Source organism: Klebsiella pneumoniae complex sp. WS1778 (assembly GCF_049472055.1).
Classification (GTDB): domain Bacteria; phylum Pseudomonadota; class Gammaproteobacteria; order Enterobacterales; family Enterobacteriaceae; genus Klebsiella; species Klebsiella quasipneumoniae.
The window spans coordinates 903,160-926,360 of sequence record NZ_JBKGTJ010000001.1 but is presented as its reverse complement, the minus strand read 5'-3'; the positions used below and the strand labels follow the sequence as shown (position 1 = coordinate 926,360).

The window sequence follows — 23,201 nt, the reverse complement described above, 5'->3', positions numbered from 1 at the left end:
CGGGGTGACCCGGTAAATACCCTACAACGATAAGAGAGAATAATAATGAGTAATGCTTTCGTACAACAAGAAGCCGTGCAGAAATTATTACGTGAAGGGGCGGGTTTACATGTCCCTGGCGGAAACGAACGTTTTAAAGCCATTATTCACCGTCTGCTGGAGAATATCTGTACGCTGATCGACGACTATAACATCACCGAAGAAGAGTTCTGGCATGCGGTGAACTATCTGCATGCGCTGGGTGGTCGTCAGGAGGCGGCGCTGCTGGCGGCAGGGCTGGGTCTGGAGCATTTCCTCGACCTGCGTCAGGATGCCATTGACGCAGCGGCGCGCCGGGAAACCGGCACCCCGCGCACCATCGAAGGGCCGCTGTATGTGGCCAATGCGCCGCTGGCCGAAGGTCACGCCCGGATGGATGATGGCGCCGACCCAGGGGAAGTGATGTGGCTGCATGGCCAGGTCAAAGATACGGAGGGCCGGCCGGTGGCCAACGCCATCGTCGATATCTGGCACGCCAATACCCTCGGCAATTACTCCTTCTTCGACCCGAGCCAGAGCGAATACAACCTGCGCCGTCGGATCCGTACCGGCGCCGATGGCCGCTATAGCGTGCGCAGCATCCTGCCTTCCGGCTACGGCTGTCCGCCGGATGGACCAACGCAGAAATTGCTGGATCAGTTAGGCCGCCACGGCAACCGTCCGGCGCATATTCACTTCTTCGTCTCCGCGCCGGGGCATAAACATCTCACCAGCCAGATCAACCTCAGCGGCGATAAATACCTGTGGGATGATTTTGCCTTCGCCACCCGCGACGGTCTGATTGCCGACCCGATTAAAGTGACGGACCGCGAGACTATCGCGCAGCGCGACCTTGAGGGAGAGCACACTGAGGTCTGTTTTGATTTCACCCTGTGTAAAGCGCTCAGCGCCGACGAAGAGCAGCGCGGCGCCCGCCTGCGCGCCAAAGCGTAATCTGCTGTAACGGCCCCGTGCACGCGGTTGCCCGGGCCAGACATTGCACCTGAAAGCTAACAATTCACCCGGTTTATTTCATCCTGAATACTGCAGGAGGGACTGACTCATGCAAAAAACGCTATCAGCGCTTAAAGACAAAATTAACAACGCCTTAATTGTCGATCGTGAAAATCATATTTACCGCTGCCATCGGTCGATATTTACCGACCCGCAGCTGTTTGAATTTGAAATGAAGCATATCTTCGAAGGTAACTGGGTATTTCTCGCCCATGAAAGCCAAATTGCCGAACCGGGTGATTATTATACCCTGACGCTGGGGCGTCAGCCGGTGATTATTACCCGCGATAAAAAGCATGAGCTGCATGCGTTAATTAACAGCTGCGCTCATCGCGGCGCCATGTTATGTCGAAGGAAAACCGGGAATAAAAACTCTTTTACCTGTCCGTTTCACGGCTGGACCTTCAGCAATAACGGCAAATTATTAAAAGCTAAAGATGAAAGCACCGGCGCTTATCCTGACACCTTCAAACAGGAAGGATCTCACGACCTGCAAAAGCTGCCGCGTTTTCAGTCCTATCGCGGTTTTTTATTCGGCAGCCTCAATGCCGACGTGCAGCCGCTGGAAGCCTATCTCGGGGAAACTTGTAAAATCATCGATCTGATCGTCGACCAGGCGCCGGAGGGGCTGGAAGTGCTCAAGGGTTCGTCGAGCTACGTTTACGAAGGCAACTGGAAGCTGGGCGCGGAGAACGGCGCTGATGGCTACCATGTCAGCGTGGTGCACTGGAACTACGCCTCCACCATGTCGCGACGCAACTATGAAGCGCAAGGCACCCATGCGGTGGACGCCAACGGCTGGTCAAAAAGCCTCGGCGGCGGCTACGGATTTGATAACGGCCATATGCTGCTGTGGACCCGGGCGCTGAATCCGGAGGTGCGCCCGGTGTATGCCCATCGCGAGCGTCTGCAGGCGGAATTCGGCGAACGGCGCGCCGACCAGATGGTCAACGAAACCCGCAACCTGTGCCTGTATCCCAACGTCTACCTGATGGATCAGTTTTCTACCCAGATCCGCGTAATCCGCCCGATTGCGGTCGACAAAACCGAAGTCACTATCTGGTGCTTTGCCCCGAAGGGGGAATCCGACCAGGCGCGGGCCCTGCGTATCCGCCAGTATGAAGATTTCTTTAACGTTAGCGGGATGGGCACCCCGGACGATCTCGAAGAGTTCAGCGCCTGTCAGCGCGGCTATCTCGGTGAAAATCTGGCGTGGAGCGATCTCAGCCGCGGCGCGCTGCGCTGGGTCGATGGTCCGGATGAGCATGCGCAGCACGCCGGATTTAATCCGCGCTTAAGCGGCGTGAAATCGGAGGACGAGGCGCTGTACATCGCCCATCACCATCACTGGCAGACGCTGATGCTCGCGGCGATTGAACAAGAGCAGCAGCGCTATGACCAGTCGATCACCCAGCGTGTGGAGGTGGCCTGATGCTGAACCTCGAACAGGTACGCCAGTTTCTCTATCACGAAGCCCGTCTGCTGGATGACCGTCAGTGGGATGAATGGCTCAGCTGCTACAGCCCGCAGGTGATCTACTGGATGCCGGCGTGGGGCGACGACGATCAGCTGACGCGCGACCCGCAAAAAGAGATTTCGCTTATCTACTATCCCAACCGGGAAGGGCTGGAGGATCGCGTCTACCGCATTAAAACCGAGCGCTCCGGGGCCAGCACGCCGGAGCCGCGGACCACCCATATCATCAGCAACGTCGAACTGCTGGGGGAGAGCGACGAGGGACTGGAGGTGCGTTACAGCTGGGTGACCTGGAGCCACCGCTATCAGCACACCGATGCCTTTTTCGGCGCCACCTGCTGCACGCTGACCGAGCAGGACGGCCGGCCGCAGATCGTGCGCAAAACCGTGCGCCTGAATAACGACTATATCCGTCAGGTGATTGACGTTTACCACATTTAAGAGGCGCCTATGACCTTCACTATTGCTCTTAATTTTGAGGACGGTATCACCCGCTTTATTCAATGCCATGCCGGAGAGAAAGTCCTGGATGCTGCCTATCGGCAGAAGGTGAATCTGCCGATGGACTGCTCGGACGGCGTGTGCGGCACCTGCAAATGCCACTGCGCCAGCGGGGAATACGATCTCGGCGAGGAGTATCTTGACGAGGCGTTAAGCGATGAGGAAGCGCAGGCCCGCCAGGTGCTGACCTGCCAGATGGTGCCGACCAGCGACTGCGTTGTCGATGTGCCGGTGGCCGCCGCGCAGTGTAAAACCGCCCTGACGAACACCGGGGCGCAGGTGCGACAGGTGAATTGTCTGTCCGATACCGCCATCGAGCTGGTGGTCGCCCTCGATGAGCCGCTGGACTTCCTGGCGGGGCAGTACGTCAACATTCAGGTGCCAGGCACGCCGCACGTTCGCGCCTATTCCTTCAGCTCACGGCCAGGCTCGGCAGAAGGGCGTTTCCTGATCCGTAACGTGCCCGGCGGCATGATGAGCCAGTGGTTAACCCTGCAGGCGCGGCCCGGCGATCGTCTTACCCTCAGCGGCCCGATGGGCAGCTTCTATCTGCGCCACGGCGAACGTCCGCTGCTGATGCTGGCCGGCGGTACCGGGCTGGCGCCGCTGCTCTCCATGCTCGAGACCTTGCAGGCGCAGAACGCCGCGCGCCCGGTGACCCTGATGTATGGCGTCACGCGCGACGCGGACCTGGTGAAGACCGAGGCGCTGGAGGCATTCCGTCAGCAGTTAAACCACTTTCGCTGGCTGCCGGTAGTGGCGGAGGAAAACAGTCCTTGCCCGCAGCGCGGCTTCGTCACCGATCATCTTGACGACGCCATGCTGAATAATGGCGAGGTCGATATCTACCTTTGCGGCCCGCCGCCGATGGTCAACGCGGTCGCCACGGCGCTGCGCGAGCGAGGGATCACCCCGGCGGGCTTCTGGTACGAGAAATTTATCGCCAGCCAGAGCGCGGCGGCATAAGGAGGCAGTATGCGTTTTAGCGATAAAGTGGTCGCCATCACCGGCGCGGCTCAGGGCATTGGCCGACAAACCGCGGAGCAGGCGGCTGCGGAAGGCGCGGCTCTGCTGCTCATCGATCGTTCGCCCTGGGTGCATGAGCTGGCGGCGACGCTGGCTCAGTCCGGCAGTCAGGTGCTGGCGCTGGAGGCGGACCTGGAACAGTGGCCGAGCGCCGAGCAGGCGTTTGCCGACGGGGTGGCGCATTTTGGCCGCATCGATGTGTTAATCAATAACGTCGGGGGGACCATCTGGGCGCGGCCGTTTGCCGAATACCAACCGGAGCAGATTGAGAGAGAGATCCGCCGCTCGCTGTTTCCCACCCTGTGGGGCTGCCGCGCGGCGCTGCCGTGGATGCTGAAGCAGGGCAAAGGCTGCATCGTCAATATCTCGTCGGTGGCGACGGCGGGGGTCAACCGGGTGCCTTATTCGGCGGCGAAGGGAGGTGTGAATGCGCTGACCCGGTCGATTGCCATGGAGTACAGCGGCAGCGGCATCCGCATCAATGCCGTCGCGCCGGGCGGGACGGAGGCGCCGCCGCGCCTGACGCCGCGTAACGACGAGCAGCCCAGTGAACAGGAGAAGGCGTGGTATCAGCAGGTGGTCGATCAGACGGTGGTCAGCAGTCTGATGCACCGCTACGGCACGCTGGCGGAACAGGCAAACGCGATCCTGTTCCTCGCCAGCGATGAGGCCAGCTATATCACCGGCGTCACCCTCCCGGTAGCGGGCGGCGATCTCGGCTAACGGCGGGTCGCGTACCAGCAGAGCAGGGAGCCGAGACAAACCATCCCGGCCCCCTGCCAGAACGACCACGATAGCGCGGCGCTAAGCAGGATCGCCGCCAGCGCGGAGGAGAGCACCGGGGTGAAGTAGGAGGCCGCCGCCAGCAGGCTGACGTTGCCGTGGAGGATCCCCACGTTCCACGCGGCGTAGGCCAGACCGAGCGCCACCGCTACCGTCAGCAGCTTGATGCTGACCGGCCAGCTAAAGACCATCGGCGGCTGCGGCGTGGCGAGAAACTTCAGCCATAGCGTCAGCGCGGTTAACAGGACGAACAGGGTAATGGCATTTTTGCCACGGGCATATTTGGCCGTTACCGTGCAGTAGGCCGCCCAGATAAAGGCGCCGATAAAGGCCAGCAGATAGCTGAGCGGACTGGAGATGACGTTGCTGATAATCTCCTCCAGCTGCAGGCCGTGCTCACCCCCCAACACCCAGCCGACGCCAAGCAGGGCGAGAAGCAAACCGGGGATCACCAGCCAGCTGCTTTTCTGACCATTAAACAGGATGGCGAACAGAATGGTCAGGCTGGGCCACAGGTAATTGACCATCCCCACTTCAATGGCCTGCTGACGGCTGGCGGCATAGCCCAGGGACAGCGCGAGGCAGATTTCATAGCTGACGAACAGCACGCTGCCGGCCAGCAGATAGCGGCGCGGGATCTGGCGCAGGTTAGGGAAACCGACGGTAAAAATCAGCAGCAGGCCGCTGAGGCTGTAAATCATCGCCGCGCCGCCGACCGGTCCCAGTCCTTCGCTGACGCCGCGAATCAATCCGACCATCGTGCTCCATAAAATAATGGCGGCGAAGCCGATGGTCGTGGCTTTCTTTTTCTCCATGCTTATCCTGAGGGTTACGCGAATGCAGCCGGCATATATATCATCTTTTGACCGCCGCGGGGCGAAATTTTCCGCCATGGGTAACCCCTGGGGATTAGTGAAAACGGCCGCGGCTGGCGATTAAGGGGGAGTGGGTTTTGCTCCTTGATTTGACGCAAATTTTCCCGGGATTTTACTGTTAGTTTCCTCCGCGCGATGAATCAACATCCTGCATGGAGGAATGCAATGGACGTCAGCCGCAGAAAGTTCTTTAAGATCTGCGCAGGCGGTATGGCCGGAACCACAGCTGCCGCCCTGGGCTTTGCCCCCAAAATGGCGCTGGCTCAGGCACGCAACTACAAATTGCTGCGTGCGAAAGAGATCCGCAACACCTGCACTTACTGCTCCGTTGGCTGCGGGCTATTAATGTATAGCCTCGGCGACGGCGCGAAAAACGCTAAAGAAGCGATTTACCATATCGAAGGAGATCCGGACCATCCGGTGAGCCGCGGCGCGCTATGCCCGAAAGGCGCCGGCCTGCTGGACTATGTCCACAGTGATAACCGCCTGCGCTACCCGGAGTACCGCGCCCCGGGATCCGATAAATGGCAGCGACTCTCCTGGGATGAAGCCTTCAGCCGCATTGCCCGGCTGATGAAAGCCGACCGCGACGCCAACTTTATGGAAAAGAACGAGCAGGGCGCGACGGTTAACCGCTGGCTTTCCACCGGTATGCTGTGCGCCTCGGCGGCGAGTAATGAGACCGGCATGCTGACGCAAAAATTTGTGCGATCGCTCGGCATGCTGGCGGTAGACAACCAGGCGCGCGTCTGACACGGACCAACGGTAGCAAGTCTTGCTCCAACATTTGGTCGCGGTGCGATGACCAACCACTGGGTGGATATCAAAAACGCGAACGTCGTGGTGGTGATGGGCGGTAACGCCGCGGAAGCCCACCCGGTGGGATTCCGCTGGGCGATGGAGGCGAAAAACAACAACGACGCCACGCTTATCGTCGTCGACCCGCGCTTTACGCGCACTGCGTCGGTGGCCGATATCTATGCGCCGATTCGCTCCGGTACCGACATTACCTTCCTGTCGGGGGTGCTGCTGTACCTGATCGAACATAACAAAATCAATGCAGAGTACGTGAAGCACTACACCAACGCCAGCCTGCTGGTGCGGGATGATTTTGCCTTCGAAGAGGGGCTGTTCAGCGGCTATGATGCGGACAAACGCCAGTATGATAAATCGTCCTGGAACTACCAGTTCGATGAAAACGGCTACGCCAAACGCGATGAGACGCTAAGCCATCCGCGCTGCGTGTGGAACCTGCTGAAGCAGCACGTTTCCCGTTACACGCCAGAGGTGGTCGAAAACATCTGCGGTACGCCGAAAGCGGACTTCCTCAAGGTGTGCGATGTGCTGGCCTCAACCAGCGCCGCCGATCGCACCACCACCTTCCTGTATGCCCTGGGCTGGACGCAGCACACCGTCGGCGCGCAGAACATTCGCACCATGGCGATGATCCAATTGCTGCTCGGCAATATGGGCATGGCCGGCGGTGGCGTGAATGCCCTGCGCGGTCACTCTAATATTCAGGGGCTGACCGACCTTGGCCTGCTGTCTACCAGCCTGCCAGGCTACCTGACCCTGCCTTCTGAAAAGCAGCCGGATCTGCAGACGTACCTGGCGGCCAACACGCCAAAAGCGACCCTGCCGGACCAGGTGAACTACTGGAGCAACTACCCGAAATTCTTTGTCAGCCTGATGAAATCCTTCTACGGCGAGGCGGCGCAAAAAGAGAACGACTGGGGCTTTGAGTGGTTACCAAAGTGGGACCAGGCTTACGACGTTATCAAATACTTCAACATGATGGATAACGGCAAAGTCACTGGCTATATCTGCCAGGGCTTTAACCCGGTCGCGTCCTTCCCGGACAAAAACAAAGTGGTTCGCAGCCTGAGCAAGCTGAAGTATATGGTGGTTATCGATCCGCTGGTCACCGAAACTTCCACTTTCTGGCAGAACCACGGCGAGTCTAATGACGTCGACCCGTCGACGATTCAGACGGAAGTCTTCCGCCTGCCATCGACCTGCTTTGCCGAAGAGGACGGTTCGATCGCCAACTCCGGCCGCTGGCTGCAGTGGCACTGGAAAGGTCAGGATGCCCCAGGTGAAGCACGTAACGACGGCGAGATCCTGGCCGGGATTTACCATCGCCTGCGCGAACTGTACCGCACCGAAGGCGGGAAGGGTGCGGAACCCCTGCTGAAGATGAGCTGGCGCTATAAGCAGCCGGACCATCCGGAATCGGAAGAAGTCGCGAAAGAGAACAACGGCTACGCACTGGCGGATCTTTATGACGCCAACGGCACCCTGGTGGCGAAAAAAGGCCAGCTGCTGAACAGCTTCGCGCTGCTGCGTGACGACGGGACGACGGCGTCTTCCTGTTGGATCTATGCCGGCAGCTGGACGGAGCAGGGCAACCAGATGGCAAATCGCGATAATGCCGACCCTTCGGGTCTGGGCAATACGCTGGGCTGGGCCTGGGCGTGGCCGCTTAATCGCCGGGTGCTCTATAACCGCGCTTCGGCCGATATCAACGGCAAGCCGTGGGATGCGAAGCGGATGCTGATCCAGTGGAACGGCAGCAAGTGGGTCGGGAATGATATTCCGGACTTCAATACCGCGCCGCCGGGGAGTAACACCGGGCCATTTATCATGCAGCAGGAGGGGCTGGGTCGCCTGTTCGCGCTGGATAAGCTGGCGGAAGGACCGTTCCCGGAACACTACGAGCCGATGGAAACCCCGCTTGGCACTAACCCGCTGCACCCGAAGGTGATCTCCAGCCCGGTGGTGCGTTTGTATGAAGAGGACGCCATCCGCTTAGGTAAGAAGGATAAGTTCCCGTATGTCGGGACCACCTATCGTCTGACCGAGCATTTCCATACCTGGACCAAGCATGCGCTGCTCAATTCCATCGCGCAGCCGGAACAGTTTGTCGAAATTAGCGAAGGGCTGGCAAAAGCGAAAGGGATTGCCAACGGCGACCGGGTTAAAGTCAGCAGCCAGCGCGGCTTTATTCGCGCGGTAGCGGTGGTGACGCGTCGCCTGCAAACGCTCAACGTCAACGGCCAGCAGGTGGAGACCGTCGGGATCCCGCTGCACTGGGGTTTTGAAGGCGTGGCTCGCAAAGGCTATATCGCTAACACCCTGACGCCGAACGTTGGCGATTCCAACTCGCAAACGCCGGAATATAAGGCGTTTCTGGTCAACATCGAGAAAGCGTAAGGAGCGATTCAATGGCGATGGAAACACAAGACATTATTAAACGCTCCGCGACCAACCCGATCACCCCCGCGCCGCGCGCGCGGGACCATAAAGCGGAAGTCGCCAAGCTTATCGATGTCTCCTCCTGCGTGGGCTGTAAAGCCTGCCAGGTGGCCTGCTCCGAATGGAATGACATCCGCGATGACGTGGGGCACTGCGTCGGGGTGTACGATAACCCGGCGGATCTTAGCGCCAAATCCTGGACGGTAATGCGCTTTAGCGAGACCGAACAGAACGGCAAGCTGGAGTGGCTTATCCGCAAGGATGGCTGTATGCACTGCGCAGAGCCGGGTTGTCTGAAGGCCTGCCCATCCGCCGGGGCGATTATTCAGTACGCCAACGGCATCGTCGATTTCCAGCAGGAAAACTGCATCGGCTGCGGCTACTGCATTGCTGGCTGTCCCTTTAACGTACCGCGTCTCAATAAAGAGGATAACCGGGTCTATAAATGCACCCTGTGCGTGGACCGGGTCAGCATCGGTCAGGAACCGGCGTGCGTGAAAACCTGTCCTACCGGCGCGATCCACTTCGGTACGAAGAAAGAGATGCTGGAGGTGGCCGAGGAGCGGGTGGCTAAGCTGAAAAAACGCGGTTATGCCAGGGCCGGGATTTACAACCCGCAGGGCGTCGGCGGCACCCACGTGATGTACGTCCTGCATCATGCCGACCAGCCCGAGCTGTATCACAAGCTGCCGAAGGAACCGCAGATCGATACCAGTATCAATCTGTGGAAGGGGGCGCTGAAGCCGCTGTCGGCGGCGGGCTTTATCGCCACCTTTGCCGGGCTTATCTATCACTACATCGGTATCGGGCCGAACAAGGAAGTTGACGACGATGAGGAGAAACATGATGAGTAAATCGAAGATGATAGTGCGCACGACCTTTATCGATCGCGCCTGTCACTGGACGGTGGTTATCTGTTTCTTCCTCGTGGCGCTGTCGGGAATATCGTTTTTCTTCCCGACGCTGCAGTGGCTGACCGAAACCTTCGGTACCCCGCAGATGGGGCGTATTCTGCACCCCTTCTTTGGCGTGCTGATTTTTGTCGCCCTGATGTTTATGTTCGTTCGTTTTGTCCACCACAACATCCCGGATAAACAGGATATTCCGTGGCTGAAAGGTATCGTCGAGGTGCTGAAAGGCAACGAGCATAAGGTGGCGCGCGTCGGTAAATATAACGCCGGGCAGAAGATGATGTTCTGGACCATCATGAGCATGATTTTCGTGCTGCTGGTGACCGGGGTGATTATCTGGCGGCCCTGGTTTGCCCAATATTTCCCGATTCCGGTGATTCGCTATAGCCTGCTGATACACGCCACTTCGGCCATTATTCTGATCCACGCCATCCTTATCCATATGTATATGGCGTTCTGGGTGAAGGGGTCGATTAAGGGGATGATTGAAGGCAAAGTCAGCCGCCGCTGGGCGAAGAAACACCACCCGCGCTGGTATCGCGATGTCGAACGCCTTGAAGCGATGAAAGAGAGTCGCGAAGGGATGAAGTAAGCCTTCACGGCGCGAAACCCGCTCCGGAGATGTCGGAGCGGGTTCCCGGCAGTCAGCAGTTCGTGATAAGTGTATCGATTGAATCGATAACGCCCTGGCGCGCATGACTCAGATTGCAGACGAAATCCTGTGGCTGGATCCGTTTATTATTTAAGTTACTGATCATTGGCGTACAAAGTAAAAAGCTGTCAAATTCAATATTTATCCTTGGTACGACATGCTGATGCCAGCGTGGTAACTGTTGTGGTCGCATTAAAGGAATAATGACTCTCGTGGCCAGGTCTGCATAATAATCATTCTGCACAATCATATAATATGGCAGGGTTTTATTTGTCTGAGCAGAACAATTTCGATAAACATTGAATTGTTCAAGCATCATAGTACCCTGAAAAATTCATCATCAGTAAGAGTGCCTCCTTTTGCAATAAATTCATTCATTGCGGCAATGAATTCCTTGTGCTGTCTCTGTTTATCTGCTTCTCGTAAATCCTTACCTGGCTGTACTGACGCCTTCTGGACGGGTACGTCAGTGGGTCTTTTACGTAGCGTATTACTTTTCATCATAGGTTCCTTGCGGTTGGTTCTGTGATTATTCACTTTACTCACTAAAAGATAAATGCCAGCAGTAATTTTAATATTTATTTTGCGAGGCAGTTTCCACAGGAAAGTAACCGCCTGAAATATTAATGGTTATAGTAATAAACCCGGCGCTGGTATTAACCAGCGCGGCGGGAAATAATCAGAACTTCTCCGGAATAAAGCGGAAGGGGAAATTGGTCTGTTTCATTTTGCCAATTTTGCGCTTCGGCAGCGTGACATGCTCCACTGGCAAGGCTTCGTAGGGTATCTGCGACAGCAGGTGGGTGATGATATTCAGACGCACCCGCTTTTTATCCTCGGAGCGGGCGACGAACCACGGCGCCCAGGCGGTGTCGGTGGCGGCGAACATGGCGTCGCGGGCGGCGGTATATTCATCCCAGCGGTTGAAAGACTTGATGTCCATCGGCGAGAGCTTCCAGATCTTGCGCCCGTCGTCGATGCGATCCCGCAGGCGCCGCTCCTGCTCCTGCGGGGAGACCTCCAGCCAGTACTTGAGCAGGATAATGCCCGACTCGACCATGCCGCGCTCCACCATCGGCGCGCCGTCGAGAAATTTCTGCACCTCCTCCGGGGTACAAAAGCCCATCACGCGTTCGACGCCGGCGCGGTTGTACCAGCTGCGATCGAAAATCACGATTTCCCCAGCCGCCGGGAGATGCTTGATATAGCGCTGAAAATAGAGCTGACTTTTCTCGCGTTCGGTGGGCGAGGGTAAGGCGACGACCCGGAAGATACGCGGGCTGACGCGCTCGGTGATCGCCTTAATGGTGCCGCCTTTGCCGGCGCCGTCCCGGCCTTCAAAGACGATGCACACCTTCAACCCTTTATGCACCACCCAGCGCTGCAGTTTCACCAGCTCCACGTGGAGCTTGCGCAACGCCTTCTCATACGCTTTATTGTCAAGCGGGGCGATCTTCACCGCCGCGTCGACCGGATTACCGCTTTTCTTATTACCCATCGCCATGCTCCGTGTTGCCGAGGTATCCCTTTGAAGTGTAATCCTTCACCGGCGAGGCGGTGGAAAATATTCCGCCCGGGAGGGCTAGCGGGCGCTCCCCGCGGCGATGACTTCCAGTCCCACCCGCTGCCCCCACGACAGCTCAAGGGTGTTACCGTCCGGGTCGGCAAAGAAAGCGAAATAGCCTACCGGATCGCCCAACTGCTCCGGTTCCCGACGCAAAACGCCTTCCCGCCGCGCCTGCGCGACTTTCTCATCGATCTCCGCCTGGGTGGCGCAGGCGACGCCGAGATGGCCGAACGGACCCAGCGGCGTGTCGGCAGGGTCATCACTTTGCACCAGCACCAGGGCGAAAGGTCGGGTGCGATCGCTGAGCCACGCCACTTTACGCGCCGAGGGGAGGTCGGGTTCGCGCTGGTGAATAACGGTCATCGCCGTATAGCGGGTATAAAAATCGATGCTGCTGGCCAGACAGCGGACGGTAAAGGCGACATGGGTAAAGCCGACATCAACATTTTGCATGGATGATTCTCCCGAGGTGAACGATGTCTCGACTTTACAACCTCAAGTTAACTTGAGATCAATCCGCGATGTATCCCTGCGTGCCCACCAATTTTTACAGGGGATTATCCACCGCCAGGCGCCTCTGCCGTCGGCTGGAAAGCCAACAGTGGCGCTGGCGAGCGCATGAACGAATCAGGCCGTTGTATGGAGGATACTGCCGTCGGGCGTTTTTAGCTGGTGTGGCGAGGCGGGATGGTCAATAATGCCGGCCGTCTCTCAATACCCCTAAAAGATGTATGAAAAAAACGATTTTTTCACTGGCGCTGGGCACTTTCGGACTCGGCATGGCGGAATTTGGCATTATGGGCGTGCTGCCGGACATGGCGCGCGATGTCGGAATATCCATTCCCGCCGCCGGCAATATGATTGCCTGGTATGCCTTCGGCGTGGTGATCGGCGCACCGATCATGGCGTTGCTCTCCAGTCGGTTTTCGTTGAAATCGGTGATGCTGTTTCTCGCCGCCCTGTGCATTCTCGGCAATACCCTGTTTACCTTCTCCAGTAGCTACGCCATGCTGGCGCTAGGCCGGCTGGTTTCCGGGTTTCCCCACGGGGCGTTCTTTGGCGTCGGCGCGATTATCCTGTCGAAAATCGCGCCGCCAGGGAAGGTGACCGCCGCGGTGGCCGGGATGATTGGCGGCATGACGATCGCTAATCTGGTGGGCGTCCCGGGTGGCACCTGGCTTGGGCATCACTTTAGCTGGCGCTATACCTTCGCGCTTATCGCGGTGTTTAACGTCGCGGTGTTTCTGGCCATCTTCTGCTGGGTGCCCACGCTGTATGACCGTGCCAGCACGCGGCTGCGCGAGCAGTTCCGTTTTCTGGCTTCCCCGGCGCCGTGGCTGATTTTTGCCGCCACCATGTTCGGTAACGCCGGGGTGTTCGCGTGGTTCAGCTATATCAAGCCCTTTATGCTCAACGTCTCCGGCTTTGCCGAAAGCCGGATGATGCTGATTATGATGCTGGCGGGGCTGGGTATGGTGGTTGGCAATCTGTTCAGCGGTAAAATTTCCGGGCGCTACAGTCCGCTGCGCATCGCGGCCATGACTGACGGGGCGATCGCCGTGACGCTACTGCTGATCTTTGCCTTCGGGGAGCATAAAGTCGCTTCGCTGACGCTGGCGTTTTTCTGCTGTGCCGGGCTGTTTGCCCTGTCGGCGCCGCTGCAGATCCTGCTGCTGCAGAACGCCAAAGGCGGCGAGATGCTGGGGGCGGCAGGGGGGCAGATCGCCTTTAACCTCGGGAGCGCCATCGGCGCCTTCTGCGGCGGAATGATGATTGCCCAGGGCTTCGGCTGGAACAGCGTGGCGCTTCCCGCCGCCACGCTGTCGTTTCTGGCGATGAGCGCCTTGCTCATCTACGGTCGCCATCAGCGCCGACAGGTTTGCTAACGACGCTTACTCACGCCAGGGTTCGCCGAGCGTCAGCATCAGCCGGTTGGCCCAGGCGAAAAAGGCCGCTGACTGCAGCAGATCCAGCTGGGCCAGGGTATCTAAGCCCTGCTCATCAAGCGCAGCCAGATGGCTGGCTTTCAGTGCGGGCGGCGTCACCGACAGCGCGGCGGCGGCATCGATCTCCGCCTGCCAGCGCGGCGACTGCCCGCCGCGCAGATCTTCTCCCGGCGTCACCGCCAGCAGCGTGTCGACGGCGGTCTCGTCCTTCGCCAGCTGCGCCGCTTTGCGGGCATGCACCGAGGCGCAGTAAATACAGCCATTGATTTTACTGGCCACCGTGGCGGCCAGTTCACGTTCGGCGCGCGGCAATCCCCCTGGGGTATAGAAAATGCCTTTATCAGTCAGCGTCCGCTGCTCCAGCACTGGCTGGTTGCGCGCCAGCAGGCGGAAGTAAGGCGAATCGCTATGGCCATATTTTGCCAGGATCGCCTGTTCTTCAGGACTAAATTCCGCCAGCGGTTTATCCGCCAGCCAGGGTTCCCAATGCAGTTCATCACGGGTGAAACGCACCGGGGCCGCTTTGCCGCTCTGAGTTTGTGGGGTGGTGTGCCAGTACCCGGCCACCACCGGCGTGTCGGCGCTGACGATGGGCTGATGGTTGAGCGCCCGCAGGCCCAGCAGCAGGCGGCTTTGGAAGCCGATAAAGGCCACCAGCTGCGCCAGGGTGACGATGCCCCGCAGGCTCCAGCCTGCTTTTGTCAGAGCGTGCAGCGCGGCGGGGGTCGCTTCGACAGGAGTGAAGGTCAGCAGGCGGGCAAAGGCCAGCGCCGGAACCAGACGGTCCGTGGTCGGGTCGGCAAGGCCGAAGCCGGCATAGTGCGCCGCCAGCGCGTCCGCCTGGTGCAATTTCGCCACCTTCGCGGCCACGGCGAAGCGTTCATCAAGAGGAAAGTCAGTATCCTGCTGGCTGAACAGCACTTCATAACTTCCCTGGGCGTGACGGGTGGCGGCGTCGCGGATTGCGCGCGCCTGATCGAGCGGGGAACCGATGGCGATCTCCGCCAGTTCGGCCAGAATATCCTGACTCAGCGTCATGGTGACTCCTTATCTGATGTGGGGGGCAATATGCTGGGCGATCAGCTCAATGGAACGCAGCGTATCCCGGTGCGAAGGCTCCACCGAGTGCACCTGAAACGAAATATCGGTAGCGCGGGCCAGCACGCTGTCTTGCGCCAGGGAGGCGATAACATGCTCAGGATCGCCGACGTGGGCATCCAGCTGCTGCAGATAGTCGGTGACACTGTCACCTTCTATCCGATGACCCGCTTCCCGGTGCTGTGCCGCCTGTTTGCGCAGGCCGGGTTCGGCGATCTGCAGGGCGTGGGCGTGGCTGTCAGCGACAAAGGCGGTGCGCGAGGCGAGGATCCGCGGCGCAACGCCGTCCGGCAGCGCCGACAGATAGGCGTCGATGATCGGGTTCTGAATGGCGTCCAGCGGCAGGCGCGGCTCACTGGGCGGCCGAGGCTGCGTGCGGGACAGCATCAGCCCGTGTCCCGCCTGACCGGCACGGATGGCGCCCTCCACCGAGAAGGTGGCGATCCAGATTCGCGCCGCCAGCTGCGGCGCCGGCGGATAGAGATGGTTGTCCGGGTGGCTGAGGGTGTCGCCGCGCCAGGCGCTGTGGATCAGGTGCAGATGGTCAGCAAACACCGCTCCGCGCTGCTCGCTGGTCAGGCCGAAGGGCAGAAATGAGGTTGGCGTGCCGCCGGAGCCAAACCCCACCTCCAGACGCCCGTCGGTGAGTAAATCCAGCACCGCCGCGTCTTCGGCGACGCGCAGCGGATTTTCCATCGGCAACGTGATAATGGCTGTGCCGAGGCGAATGCGGTCAGTCTGCGCCGCGACGTGGGCGAGAAACACCAGCGGGGAAGGCAGGCCGCCTTCCTGTTCATGAAAATGGTGTTGGGCAATCCATGCGCTGTCGAAGCCGACGCGCTCCGCGTGGCGGATCTGTTCGGCCGCCAGCCGGTAGCGCGTTTGCGCAGAGCCCTGGTCGAGCAGACGGGTAAAAAAGCCGAGGCGTTTAGGCATTATGCGTTCTCCGTATAGGGCTGCGCTAAGCGGGGGGAAACCTGGGGGATAGCGGCGATCAGCTCGCGGGTGTAGGCCTGCTGCGGGGCGGCGAACAGGCGGCCAACGTCGCCATGCTCCACCACCTGGCCGGCGCGCAGCACCGTGACGCTGTCGGCAATCCGCCTCACCGTCGCCAGATCGTGGGTAATGAACAGATAGCTCAGACCAAGCTGCTGCTGTAGCTGCTCTAGCAGGGCGAGGATCTGCGCCTGAACGGTGACGTCGAGTGCCGAGGTCGCTTCGTCAAGGACCAGGATCGCCGGCTCGAGGATCAGCGCCCGGGCAATCGCCACCCGCTGCCGCTGGCCGCCGGAAAGCTCCCGCGGCGTCCGCGACAGCAGCTCCGGGGCCAGTGCCACCCGCGCGGCGACGCTCTCCACACGCTGGCGACGCGTCGCCGCGCTGAGGCGCTCAAAGTTTTTTAATGGCTCTTCGATAATCGCGAACAGCGTCTGGCGCGGGTCGAGCGAAGCGAAGGGGTTCTGATAGACGAACTGGATTTTGCGCCGCAGCTGACGCTGCGCCTCGCGGCTAAGATGCCCGGCGTCAATACCGTCGATGGTCACCTGTCCGGCGTCGGCGCGCTCGAAGCCCAGCAGGATCCTCGCCAGGGTGGTTTTCCCGGAGCCGGACTCGCCCACCAGCGCATGGGTGCTGCCGCGCCTGACCTCAAAGCTGACGCTGTCGAGCGCCTGCAGCGCCTGTTTGCCCAGCGAGAAGCGTTTGCTGATCCCGTCGACGCGAATGGCCGGCGTGGCCAGCGGACGAGGACGATCCGCCGTCAGCCTCAGCGGCGCGTCCTGCAGATCGCGGAGCAGCTGGCGGGTGTAAGGGTGCTGCGGACGCCGGACAATTGTCTCGGTGGCGCCTTGTTCCTGAATCTCGCCCTGGCGAAACACCATGATCCGGTCGGCGCGTTCGGCGGCCAGCGCCAGATCGTGGGTGACAAACAGCACGGCGGTTCCCGACTCGCGACGCAGGATATCGAGCAGGTCGAGAATGCGCTTCTGCACCGTGACGTCAAGGGCGCTGGTAGGCTCGTCGGCAATAATCAGATCCGGCTGCAGGGCAATGGCGATGGCGATCAGCACCCGCTGCTTCATCCCGCCCGACAGCTGATGCGGGTACTGGTCAAGACGCTGTTCCGGGTGGCTGAGCCCGACTTTAGCGAGCAGGTTGAGGACCTGCTGCCGGCGTTCGGCGGCGGAGAGGGATTGATGCAGTTGCAGAATCTCTTCCACCTGCTGACCAATGGTTTTTACTGGGTTAAGCGAATTGCCTGGGTCTTGCGGCACCAGGCTGATGCTCACTCCGCGCAGGCGGTTCAGGCGTTTTGCCGACCAGTCGCTAATCACTTCGCCATTGAGAATAATTCGCCCGGCGTCGCGGCGGGCATTATCCGCCAGCAGGCCGATAATCGCCTGCGCGGTAGTGGTTTTCCCCGAGCCAGATTCCCCAACGAAGGCCAGCATTTCGCCGCGCTGAATGGAAAAGCTGACGTTATGCACCACTTCGCGCCATTCGCCCCGCGAGCGGTAGCTGATGCGCAGATCTTCAACAGACAGAACGTTCATGGGCGTACTCCACTCCACTGGCGGCTAAGACGATTGGCGGCAAGGACCACCGCGACCACGGCGAGGCCGGGGAAGGTGGTCAGCCACCAGGCGGTCGACAGGTAATTACGACCTTCGGCGATCAGTAATCCCCACTCCGGGACCGGCGGCGGGGTGCCGTAGCCGAGGAAGCTGAGGGTGGCCAGAGCCAGCATCGCCTGACCAAACTGCAGCGTTGCGAAGGCGAGCACCGCGGTGAGCGAGTTGGGCAGGATATGACGCCAGAAGATGGCGAGAAAGGTGCCGCCGCTGCCCCGGGCCGCTTCGACGTAATCGCTGTGGCGCACGCGCACCACTTCCGCCCGCGCCAGGCGCGCGAAGCTGGCGATAGCCGCGACGCCGACCGCCACCGCCGCATTCACCGTGCCAAAACCCAGCAGAATGATCACCGTCAGCTGCAGCAGCAGCGAGGGGATGGCCAGCAGGACATCCACCAGGCGCATGAGGGTGGATTCCACGCGTCCGGCCAGTGCCCCGGCGAGGGTGCCAAGGGCGGTGCCGACCACCAGGCCGATGGCCACGGCGATTAGCGCCGCCGACAGAGAATGTACCGCGCCGTAAACCACCCGCGTCCACAGGTCGCGGCCCAACTGGTCGGTGCCCAGCCAGTAGTGCGCCTGCGGCGCCAGGCGCTGAGCGCCGGGGATCCCTTCCAGTGGGTTAGCGGAGGTAAACCACTGTGGGGCAAGGGCCATTAACAGGGCGGTGATCATCACCGCCCACGCCAGCCACAGGCCTGGCTGCAGACGCACTCTGCGCCACTCCGGGCGGCGGCGAACCGCGATGGCATAGTCGACCAGGCTCATTTCACACCTCCGGTCTGTAATTGGAGTCGGGGATCCAGCCGCGGCATGACCACGTCGACCAGCAGGTTGATCAGGACGAAACCGAGGGCGGAGATCATCACCACCGCCTGCAGCACAGCAATATCCTGGTTATTCACCGCCTGCTGGGTCAGCTGCCCGAGGCCGCTGCGGCCGAAGACGGTCTCGGTGATCAGCGCCCCGGCAATCAGCTCGCCCAGCAGTAGCCCGGCTATGTTCAGCGCAGGCAGCAGGGCGTTACCCATCACATGGCGCCAGAGGACGCCGGTCTCGCTCATTCCCTTGGCGCGGGCGACCGCGACGAAGGGCTGAACCGCCACCTGATCCATGCTGCGCATCAGGATCTGCGCCAGCGGGGCGGAGATGGGCAGCGCGACGGCGATAACCGGTAAAATCAGCCCTTCCAGCGGACCGGGGTTGATCACCGGGATCCAGCGCAACTGAAACGAAAAGAGCTGGATCAGGGCGATACCCAGCCAGAAGGTGGGCAGCGAGATAAACAGCACCGGCAGCGACTGCAGGAGGTTGCTCAGCCAGCGCAGCCCCGGCAGACGCGAGGCGAAGGCGAGGGTGAACGCCAGGATCACGGCCAGCAGGAAGGCCGGCAGGGCGAGGCTTAAGGTATCCGGCAGGTTGCTGGCAATCAGGCTACTGACCGCCAGACCCGCCTGCAGGGAATAGCCAAAGTCGCCGTGCAGCATTGCCAGTAGCGTGTGCAGGTACTGGCGCCACAGCGGGCTGTCGGCGCCGTAGGCCAGCCGCATGTCGGCGATTTGCGCCGGGCTCAGACCGAGGTCCGGGTTCTGAAACTTGATCAGCACCGCATCCCCTGGCAGCACCTGCAGCAGGAAAAAGGTGAGGGTAAAGGCCGCCCACAGGACCAGCAGCCCCTGACCGAACCGTCGCAGAAGATAAGCGCTCATATCCGGCCTCTTAATGTTTATCCAGCCAGGCGCTGTAGAACGACGGACGACCGACGGCCTCGAAGCTGACGCCTTTCACCCAGGGCGCGCCGGCGAACACCTGCGGCTCTTCGAAAATCGGGATCACATAGGCGTTATCGATCAGATAGCGCTGGGCATCGCCGGTTAACTGCAGGCGCTGCTGTGGCTCCACCGCCGCGGAGATGCCGGTCAGCAGATCGTTCAGCTTATCATCGCGGAAGTGCTGTACTTTATCGCTGGAGCCGCCTTTCTGCAGCAGCGCGTCGCGGTTGTTGGGGAAAAACATGCTTTTTACCACATCCGGATCGGCGCGGCCCACTTCCGAAACGGTGAGCGGCGTTTTCTGCGGGTCGAGGTTGTCAAGCGTACGGCTGCCGGCATCCCCGGCTTTGACCGTTAACGCGACTCCCACCTGGCGCCATTGCTGGGCGATCAGCTGCAGCACCTCTTTATTCTGCGGCTGCGGGAGCGACTCATAGACCGTCAGCGCCAGCCGCTGCCCGTCTTTGCTGCGAATCCCGTCGGCGGCCGCTTTCCAGCCGGCCTCATCCAGCAACTGCCGGGCTTTGGCCTGGTCGAAGGTCAGTTTATCGCTCAGATTGACATAGCCGGCGGCAGAGCTGGCCAGCACGGAGGTGGCTTGCGGGTAGTTAGCGGAGAACAGCGTCTCCACCACCTGTTTGGCGTTGGTGGCATGGAGCAGGGCCTGGCGCACCCGCAGGTCGGCGACCAGAGGGTTATCCGGGCGGAAGCTCAGGCTGTCGTTGACCCCGCGGGTAGGGGCGGCGTAGACCTTAAATCCCTGATCGGTCGCCTGCTTTTCATCGTAGGCCTGCACCTGGCGAATAAAGCCCGCCTGGCCGGCCAGCAGCGCGCCGATGCGCACGCTGTCTTCCGGGGTCACAATATAGGTGATGCCGTCGAGGTTGGCGGGCCCCTGCTGGGCGATGTTTTTCGGCCCCCACTGATAATCCTTGCGCGCCACCAGCGTCAGCTCGCGGCCCGGTTTTTCATCCTGCACCACAAAGGGACCGGAGCCGATGATATGCCGGGCATCGCCCAGCTCCTCAAAATTGCGCTGCAGGGTGCTGAGGGACACCAGACCGGAGCCGATGGTGGCGGTCCCTTGCAGGAAGCCCGGCGACGGTTTGTTGAAGTAAAATTTCACCGTCAGCGGGTCGATCACTTCGCTGCGCTGGTAGTTATTGATCACCTCCGAGACAGGCAGGCGGTGGGCTTTATCGCCCAGCCCATAGGTGTCGAAGTTTTTGGCGACGGCGGCGGCATCCAGCGGCGTACCGTCCGAGAAGGTGACCCCTTTGCGCAGGTGGAAAGTGTACTCGGTTTTATCGGCATTACTGGTCCAGCTCTCGGCGATCCACGGCTCAATCTCCAGCGTTTTCGGGTTCTGCCAGGTCAGCTTGTCGGTGATCTGATTGAGAATGCCGCCGTTTGGATAAAAGCCGCCGGCGGGTGGATAGAGATTGGTGTGCGGTTGCTGCTCCAGATAAATTAAGGTACCGCCTTTAACCGGCGTGTCGGCGGCCCAGACGGAGAAGGCGCCGGAAAGAAACAGCGCGGCCAGCGCGGGCAGGCGAAAATGACGATGCATGGTGAATTCCTTTGTTATCTATTGTGTTGCCATCATCGGGCGCGACTAAAAACAAAGGAACCAAGGAATTGCGCTAAGCATTTGCGGAAATTGCATTTACTTTTCGCGGGGGGAAGCGAGGGGAAGCGCCTCTCCCGGGCGGGAGAGGCGCTGGCGATTAGCTACGCAGATCGATAACCATACGGCCGCGGATCTGACCCTGCTCCATCTCTTTAAAAATGGCGTTGATATCTTCCAGCGGGCGCAGGGTGACTTTCGGCACCACTTTGCCTTCGGCGGCGAACTGGAAGGCTTCCACCAGATCCTGACGGGTACCGACCAGCGAGCCGACCACTTCGATGCCGTCGAGCACCAGACGTGGAATATCGAGGCTCATTGCTTCCGGCGGCAGGCCTACCGCCACCACGCGGCCGCCGGCGCGAACGGCATCCACCGCCGAGTTAAAGGCCGCTTTAGCAACCGCGGTCACCACGGCAGCATGCGCGCCGCCGGTTTTTTCCTGAATCACTTTCGCCGCATCTTCATTGCGCGAGTTGATGGTCAGATCGGCGCCCATCGAGGCCGCCAGCTCCAGCTGGCCGTCGTTGACGTCGATGGCGATCACTTTGGCGTTAAAGACATTCTTGGCATACTGCAGCGCCAGGTTGCCCAGGCCGCCGAGGCCGTAGATAGCGATCCACTGGCCCGGTTTGATGTGGGAGACCTTAACGGCTTTGTAGGTGGTGACCCCGGCGCAGGTGATGCTGCTGGCGGCGGCGGAGTCGAGGCCGTCCGGGACTTTAACCGCGTAGTTGGCGGTGACGATGCACTCTTCCGCCATGCCGCCGTCGACGGTATAACCGGCGTTTTTCACCGAGCGGCACAGCGTCTCGTTGCCGCTGTTACAGTATTCGCAGTGGCCGCAGCCTTCGAAGAACCACGCCACGCTGGCGCGATCGCCCGGCTTCAGGGAGGTGACGCCAGGGCCGACTTTTTGTACTACCCCGATCCCTTCATGACCAAGAATAACGCCGGTTTTATCGCCAAAATCGCCGTTTTTCACGTGCAGGTCAGTATGACACACGCCGCAGCATTCCATTTTCAACAGCGCTTCGCCGTATTCCAGCGGGCGCAGCGTTTTTTCCGTAACGTTAACCTGATGGTCGTGGGTAACAACAGCTGCCTTCATGCCTGTCTCCTTGTGAGGGGAATGATTAATTTTATTAATGCAATACTACCTAATAAGGATTAGACGCTATGGGGAAAAAAACAAGGCGCTTTAGTACAGGATGTGGTTTTTTGCTACAACGATAGCACAAAATTCAGACAATACCTCTAATTTTGGTAGGTAATAATAGCGTCACTGAATGGTCATGTTTTCTTCATCACTCAACACTATTGTTTTGCGCATCAATTTCTTATAACAACAGAGTGATACAACAATGCATCTGGTCAAAACGCTCCTCACTGCCGGTCTGCTTTTTTCCGCCGCCGCACAGGCTCACAATGTGCTGGAATTCCCGCAGCCGGAAAACAATCCCGAAGAGTTTTACGCGGTTACCGAGATCCCGGCTGGCGGGATCATTAAGTATGAAACCGACGCCAAAACAGGATTTATCATCGCCGACCGCTTTCAGTCGATGCCGGTGGCTTACCCGGCAAACTACGGTTCATTAACCCAGTCGCTGGCCGGGGATGGCGACCCGCTGGACGTGGTGTTTTACACCCGCGCGCCAATGGCCCCGGGCACGCTGATTAAGCTGCGGCCGATCGGCGTCCTTAAGATGGTAGACGGCGGTGAGAAAGACGACAAAATCATCGCCGTGCCGGCCAGCAAAATTGATCCCACCTATGACGATATCAAGACCATCGCCGATCTGCCGAAAATCGAGCAGCAGCGGCTGGAGGCCTTCTTCCGGGTCTATAAAGAACTGCCGGAGGGGCGGAAAAAGGTCGAGCTAGCTGGGTTTAATGATGCCGCCGCCGCGAAGCAGGAGATCAAATCGGCCTGGGAAGCCTGGAAGGGGAAGAACCCGCAATAATATTTATCGCGGGCGGAGTCCGGCGCCCGCAGCATTCCATCATCCGATACGCTACCCAGCCGTACTGGAGGGGTTATCCTCTTGACG

Annotated in this window: 21 protein-coding genes and 1 pseudogene; 10 read left to right on the top strand and 12 right to left on the bottom strand. The window is 59.9% G+C overall.

Annotated features, from left to right (window positions below; genetic code table 11):
- Positions 1-45: 45 nt before the first annotated feature.
- The 5 genes from catA to benD all read left to right on the top strand — a co-directional run bounded on the left by catA (position 46) and on the right by benD (position 4,758).
- Complete coding sequence (gene catA, locus ACLEXF_RS04760; protein WP_004202696.1) at positions 46-972, top strand: catechol 1,2-dioxygenase; 927 nt, start codon at positions 46-48, stop codon at positions 970-972.
- Between the two features lie 109 nt (positions 973-1,081).
- The gene (locus ACLEXF_RS04755; protein WP_062914239.1) at positions 1,082-2,464 is read left to right on the top strand and encodes a Rieske 2Fe-2S domain-containing protein; all 1,383 of its coding nucleotides are present in this window, start codon (positions 1,082-1,084) and stop codon (positions 2,462-2,464) included.
- The gene (gene benB, locus ACLEXF_RS04750) at positions 2,464-2,949 is read left to right on the top strand and encodes a benzoate 1,2-dioxygenase small subunit (protein WP_004202692.1); all 486 of its coding nucleotides are present in this window, start codon (positions 2,464-2,466) and stop codon (positions 2,947-2,949) included. Before ACLEXF_RS04755 ends, benB begins: the two co-directional genes overlap by 1 nt.
- 9 nt (positions 2,950-2,958) lie before the next feature.
- Complete coding sequence (gene benC, locus ACLEXF_RS04745) at positions 2,959-3,975, top strand: benzoate 1,2-dioxygenase electron transfer component BenC (protein ID WP_004202691.1); 1,017 nt, start codon at positions 2,959-2,961, stop codon at positions 3,973-3,975.
- A gap of 9 nt (positions 3,976-3,984) precedes the next feature.
- On the top strand, positions 3,985-4,758 hold the full coding sequence (gene benD / locus ACLEXF_RS04740; protein WP_094311963.1) for a benzoate diol dehydrogenase BenD: 774 nt from the start codon (positions 3,985-3,987) through the stop codon (positions 4,756-4,758).
- Here benD and yddG read toward each other — a convergent pair.
- Positions 4,755-5,633 carry an aromatic amino acid DMT transporter YddG gene (gene yddG / locus ACLEXF_RS04735; protein ID WP_048295818.1) on the bottom strand — a complete coding sequence of 293 codons (879 nt, stop codon included), beginning with the start codon at positions 5,631-5,633 and terminating at the stop codon, positions 4,755-4,757. The genes benD and yddG overlap by 4 nt on opposite strands.
- Before the next feature lie 225 nt (positions 5,634-5,858).
- Here yddG and fdnG point away from each other — a divergent pair, with 225 nt between their 5' ends.
- The 3 genes from fdnG to fdnI are packed head-to-tail and all read left to right on the top strand — an operon-like array spanning position 5,859 to position 10,451.
- Positions 5,859-8,906 (top strand): formate dehydrogenase-N subunit alpha, encoded by a 3,048-nt coding sequence (gene fdnG, locus ACLEXF_RS04730; protein WP_087847514.1) that lies wholly within the window; start codon positions 5,859-5,861, stop codon positions 8,904-8,906.
- Positions 8,907-8,917: 11 nt separating this feature from the next.
- Entirely contained in the window at positions 8,918-9,802 is an 885-nt protein-coding gene (fdxH, locus tag ACLEXF_RS04725; protein WP_064149950.1) for a formate dehydrogenase subunit beta, read from the top strand.
- The gene (gene fdnI / locus ACLEXF_RS04720; protein ID WP_004202678.1) at positions 9,795-10,451 is read left to right on the top strand and encodes a formate dehydrogenase-N subunit gamma; all 657 of its coding nucleotides are present in this window, start codon (positions 9,795-9,797) and stop codon (positions 10,449-10,451) included. The genes fdxH and fdnI overlap by 8 nt, the downstream gene beginning before the upstream one ends.
- 52 nt (positions 10,452-10,503) lie before the next feature.
- Here the strand turns inward: fdnI and ACLEXF_RS04715 are convergent, their stop codons facing one another.
- The 4 genes from ACLEXF_RS04715 to ACLEXF_RS04700 form a co-directional block, all read right to left on the bottom strand.
- The gene (locus ACLEXF_RS04715; RefSeq protein WP_004202676.1) at positions 10,504-10,830 is read right to left on the bottom strand and encodes a CcdB family protein; all 327 of its coding nucleotides are present in this window, start codon (positions 10,828-10,830) and stop codon (positions 10,504-10,506) included.
- Entirely contained in the window at positions 10,827-11,012 is a 186-nt protein-coding gene (locus ACLEXF_RS04710) for a hypothetical protein (RefSeq protein WP_057215496.1), read from the bottom strand. Before ACLEXF_RS04710 ends, ACLEXF_RS04715 begins: the two co-directional genes overlap by 4 nt.
- A 178-nt stretch (positions 11,013-11,190) precedes the next feature.
- Complete coding sequence (gene ppk2 / locus ACLEXF_RS04705; RefSeq protein ID WP_004202673.1) at positions 11,191-12,009, bottom strand: polyphosphate kinase 2; 819 nt, start codon at positions 12,007-12,009, stop codon at positions 11,191-11,193.
- A gap of 84 nt (positions 12,010-12,093) precedes the next feature.
- Positions 12,094-12,531, bottom strand: a complete 438-nt coding sequence (locus ACLEXF_RS04700) for a VOC family protein (protein WP_004202671.1) — start codon at positions 12,529-12,531, stop codon at positions 12,094-12,096.
- Between the two features lie 278 nt (positions 12,532-12,809).
- Between ACLEXF_RS04700 and araJ the strand changes: the two genes are divergently transcribed.
- Complete coding sequence (araJ, locus tag ACLEXF_RS04695; RefSeq protein ID WP_043519638.1) at positions 12,810-13,964, top strand: MFS transporter AraJ; 1,155 nt, start codon at positions 12,810-12,812, stop codon at positions 13,962-13,964.
- A 6-nt stretch (positions 13,965-13,970) separates the two neighbouring features.
- Here the strand turns inward: araJ and ACLEXF_RS04690 are convergent, their stop codons facing one another.
- The 7 genes from ACLEXF_RS04690 to adhP form a co-directional block, all read right to left on the bottom strand.
- Positions 13,971-15,062, bottom strand: a complete 1,092-nt coding sequence (locus tag ACLEXF_RS04690; RefSeq protein WP_004202667.1) for an alkylhydroperoxidase domain protein — start codon at positions 15,060-15,062, stop codon at positions 13,971-13,973.
- A 9-nt stretch (positions 15,063-15,071) separates the two neighbouring features.
- Positions 15,072-16,058 (bottom strand): putative FMN-dependent luciferase-like monooxygenase, encoded by a 987-nt coding sequence (locus ACLEXF_RS04685; protein WP_423265734.1) that lies wholly within the window; start codon positions 16,056-16,058, stop codon positions 15,072-15,074.
- Complete coding sequence (locus tag ACLEXF_RS04680; RefSeq protein ID WP_017900523.1) at positions 16,058-17,674, bottom strand: dipeptide ABC transporter ATP-binding protein; 1,617 nt, start codon at positions 17,672-17,674, stop codon at positions 16,058-16,060. Before ACLEXF_RS04680 ends, ACLEXF_RS04685 begins: the two co-directional genes overlap by 1 nt.
- Entirely contained in the window at positions 17,671-18,519 is an 849-nt protein-coding gene (locus ACLEXF_RS04675; protein WP_017900524.1) for an ABC transporter permease, read from the bottom strand. The genes ACLEXF_RS04680 and ACLEXF_RS04675 overlap by 4 nt, the downstream gene beginning before the upstream one ends.
- On the bottom strand, positions 18,516-19,460 hold the full coding sequence (locus ACLEXF_RS04670; protein ID WP_407259782.1) for an ABC transporter permease: 945 nt from the start codon (positions 19,458-19,460) through the stop codon (positions 18,516-18,518). The genes ACLEXF_RS04675 and ACLEXF_RS04670 overlap by 4 nt, the downstream gene beginning before the upstream one ends.
- A gap of 10 nt (positions 19,461-19,470) precedes the next feature.
- Entirely contained in the window at positions 19,471-21,093 is a 1,623-nt protein-coding gene (locus ACLEXF_RS04665; protein ID WP_048324359.1) for a TIGR04028 family ABC transporter substrate-binding protein, read from the bottom strand.
- Positions 21,094-21,250: 157 nt separating this feature from the next.
- Positions 21,251-22,261 (bottom strand): alcohol dehydrogenase AdhP, encoded by a 1,011-nt coding sequence (adhP, locus tag ACLEXF_RS04660; protein WP_004202657.1) that lies wholly within the window; start codon positions 22,259-22,261, stop codon positions 21,251-21,253.
- Between the two features lie 253 nt (positions 22,262-22,514).
- Here adhP and ACLEXF_RS04655 point away from each other — a divergent pair.
- Positions 22,515-23,151: pseudogene (locus ACLEXF_RS04655) on the top strand (inorganic diphosphatase); the annotation flags it as partial.
- Positions 23,152-23,201: the final 50 nt, after the last annotated feature.

Coding starts and splice junctions, on each gene's coding strand:
- ACLEXF_RS04710 (WP_057215496.1), bottom strand. CDS start 11,012: ATGAAAAGTAATACGCTACGTAAAAGACCCACTGACGTACCCGTCCAG.
- ACLEXF_RS04715 (WP_004202676.1), bottom strand. CDS start 10,830: ATGATGCTTGAACAATTCAATGTTTATCGAAATTGTTCTGCTCAGACA.
- ACLEXF_RS04675 (WP_017900524.1), bottom strand. CDS start 18,519: ATGAGCCTGGTCGACTATGCCATCGCGGTTCGCCGCCGCCCGGAGTGG.
- yddG (WP_048295818.1), bottom strand. CDS start 5,633: ATGGAGAAAAAGAAAGCCACGACCATCGGCTTCGCCGCCATTATTTTA.
- ACLEXF_RS04755 (WP_062914239.1), top strand. CDS start 1,082: ATGCAAAAAACGCTATCAGCGCTTAAAGACAAAATTAACAACGCCTTA.
- ACLEXF_RS04685 (WP_423265734.1), bottom strand. CDS start 16,058: ATGCCTAAACGCCTCGGCTTTTTTACCCGTCTGCTCGACCAGGGCTCT.
- benB (WP_004202692.1), top strand. CDS start 2,464: ATGCTGAACCTCGAACAGGTACGCCAGTTTCTCTATCACGAAGCCCGT.
- catA (WP_004202696.1), top strand. CDS start 46: ATGAGTAATGCTTTCGTACAACAAGAAGCCGTGCAGAAATTATTACGT.
- fdxH (WP_064149950.1), top strand. CDS start 8,918: ATGGCGATGGAAACACAAGACATTATTAAACGCTCCGCGACCAACCCG.
- ACLEXF_RS04670 (WP_407259782.1), bottom strand. CDS start 19,460: ATGAGCGCTTATCTTCTGCGACGGTTCGGTCAGGGGCTGCTGGTCCTG.
- ACLEXF_RS04700 (WP_004202671.1), bottom strand. CDS start 12,531: ATGCAAAATGTTGATGTCGGCTTTACCCATGTCGCCTTTACCGTCCGC.
- araJ (WP_043519638.1), top strand. CDS start 12,810: ATGAAAAAAACGATTTTTTCACTGGCGCTGGGCACTTTCGGACTCGGC.
- ACLEXF_RS04680 (WP_017900523.1), bottom strand. CDS start 17,674: ATGAACGTTCTGTCTGTTGAAGATCTGCGCATCAGCTACCGCTCGCGG.
- fdnI (WP_004202678.1), top strand. CDS start 9,795: ATGAGTAAATCGAAGATGATAGTGCGCACGACCTTTATCGATCGCGCC.
- ACLEXF_RS04690 (WP_004202667.1), bottom strand. CDS start 15,062: ATGACGCTGAGTCAGGATATTCTGGCCGAACTGGCGGAGATCGCCATC.
- adhP (WP_004202657.1), bottom strand. CDS start 22,261: ATGAAGGCAGCTGTTGTTACCCACGACCATCAGGTTAACGTTACGGAA.
- ppk2 (WP_004202673.1), bottom strand. CDS start 12,009: ATGGGTAATAAGAAAAGCGGTAATCCGGTCGACGCGGCGGTGAAGATC.
- benC (WP_004202691.1), top strand. CDS start 2,959: ATGACCTTCACTATTGCTCTTAATTTTGAGGACGGTATCACCCGCTTT.
- ACLEXF_RS04665 (WP_048324359.1), bottom strand. CDS start 21,093: ATGCATCGTCATTTTCGCCTGCCCGCGCTGGCCGCGCTGTTTCTTTCC.
- benD (WP_094311963.1), top strand. CDS start 3,985: ATGCGTTTTAGCGATAAAGTGGTCGCCATCACCGGCGCGGCTCAGGGC.